This is a genomic window from Microvirga massiliensis, from assembly GCF_001006805.1.
In the GTDB taxonomy this organism is placed as follows: domain Bacteria; phylum Pseudomonadota; class Alphaproteobacteria; order Rhizobiales; family Beijerinckiaceae; genus Microvirga; species Microvirga massiliensis.
In genome coordinates, this window is sequence record NZ_LN811372.1 from 43,397 (window position 1) to 44,868 (window position 1,472).

The window sequence follows — 1,472 nt, forward strand, 5'->3', positions numbered from 1 at the left end:
ATCCTCGAAGCTCGCCGTGTCAGGCGATCGGCCGAGGAAGGCGGCGAAGTCCTTGATGGTGTGGATGTAGCCTTGTTGGGTCTTCGGCGCTAACTTGCGGATCGCCATGTCTTCGATCATGCGGCGCCGCAACGGGCTCATGGCTTCGTCGGTCATGGGGAAGCTCCTGTCTTGAGTGAGGGTTTGCCAACTCCTCATCTTCAAGACAGGACGCCCCGCCTCGCTAGCGTATTGGCCGTGTCGGTCGCCGCAGCAAGCTACCGCGAGAGCGGTTTAGTCCTTTGGCACAGAGCTGAAGTTGGCCGAACTTCCGGAAATCGACGGTGAGCGGACCTTTAGCCGCTCAGCTCAATTACGGAGCTTGCTCCTTGCTGACCAGGAGGTTGGCGGGCGCAGCGGCGTCAGCGGGTCAGCCTTCGGTTATGGGTCGGCTCGGAACCGCAGGCTGCGTCCGAGGACCGGTCCGTGCAGGGTCATGTCGAAGCCATAGCCTGCTCCCAAAGGCTGCATGACTTCCCGGATGCACCACTCAGTTGCCCAGTGCCGCGTCCAGCAGGTGTGCGAGCCGCACGCCGCTTTCTGGAGCTGCTCCCGGATCACCGGTGTGCTTGCTGCGATATAGGCCGCATCGATGGTCACAGGACCCGAGGGCAACGCGCACGATCCTGGCTGCTGGGTGCAGTATCCCGTCCTGGCGTCCTTCGCGAGAGCGAACGACTCATTGGCCCAGTCGCGCGGCGCGGTTGCCGTCCACCGCTCGCTCAGGGCTGGTGTGATCGCACCGATCAGCGATCCCGCCGCCGCGGACACATCGTCGCCGACGGCCTTCAGCACGAGGCAATCATCCCAAGCCGCGTGAAGCACCCCTTGGCACTCCCCGCTGACGGCAAGGTCGTTCCCGCCGCGATCATCCACAAACGAGACGTGGAGCGGCGCATGAAGGTCGCCGAGCCAGTGGCCCAGGAACTTCAGCGCCGCCAGCCGATCCACCGCAGGCGTGGACGCTGATGAAAGGACAGCCAAGTCGTTCGCAATGGCCGTCAGGATACAGCTCTCCGCGAGCGGGCACGCCGCCGAGGCGAGCCCCTCTGCATTTCGGGGCACATTGATGAAGTGATCGCGCGCGCGCCGCTTCGGGCGATCCGGCCAGGTGCAGGCATCGCTGAAGGACGCGAACTCCGGATCGATCTGGATCAGCGTCGTGATCTCGGCGCGCGTCGTCGGCTTGACGAGGCGAAAGGCCATCTCGCAGACGATCTTGTGGCCCGGATCGTCCCAGCCCCAGGCGGTCCCGGACAATGCCGCGACAGCCAGAAGTGTCAGCACCACCCTTCGCATGGTCGTCCCCATCGCGTCTCTCAGGAGAGGCCATGAGTTTGAGGGTTCTGGTCCCCGGGGTGTGTCCAAGAGAATCTTCGAGCTGTTCATTGCCACACTTGGTCGATCCAACTCGGACATTTGGGCGCGAGGCC

The 1,472-nt window shown here is 64.0% G+C and carries 2 protein-coding genes; both read right to left on the minus strand.

Annotated elements, in window-relative coordinates; translation table 11 throughout:
* Positions 1-198, minus strand: a 198-nt coding sequence (locus tag BN1233_RS51500; protein ID WP_425311790.1) for a phage integrase N-terminal SAM-like domain-containing protein, incomplete at its 3' end; no start/stop codon positions are given.
* 222 nt (positions 199-420) lie between these two features.
* A complete protein-coding gene (locus tag BN1233_RS39950; protein WP_046869241.1) occupies positions 421-1,350 on the minus strand; it encodes a S1/P1 nuclease in 930 nt (309 codons plus the stop codon).
* Positions 1,351-1,472 lie beyond the last annotated feature (122 nt).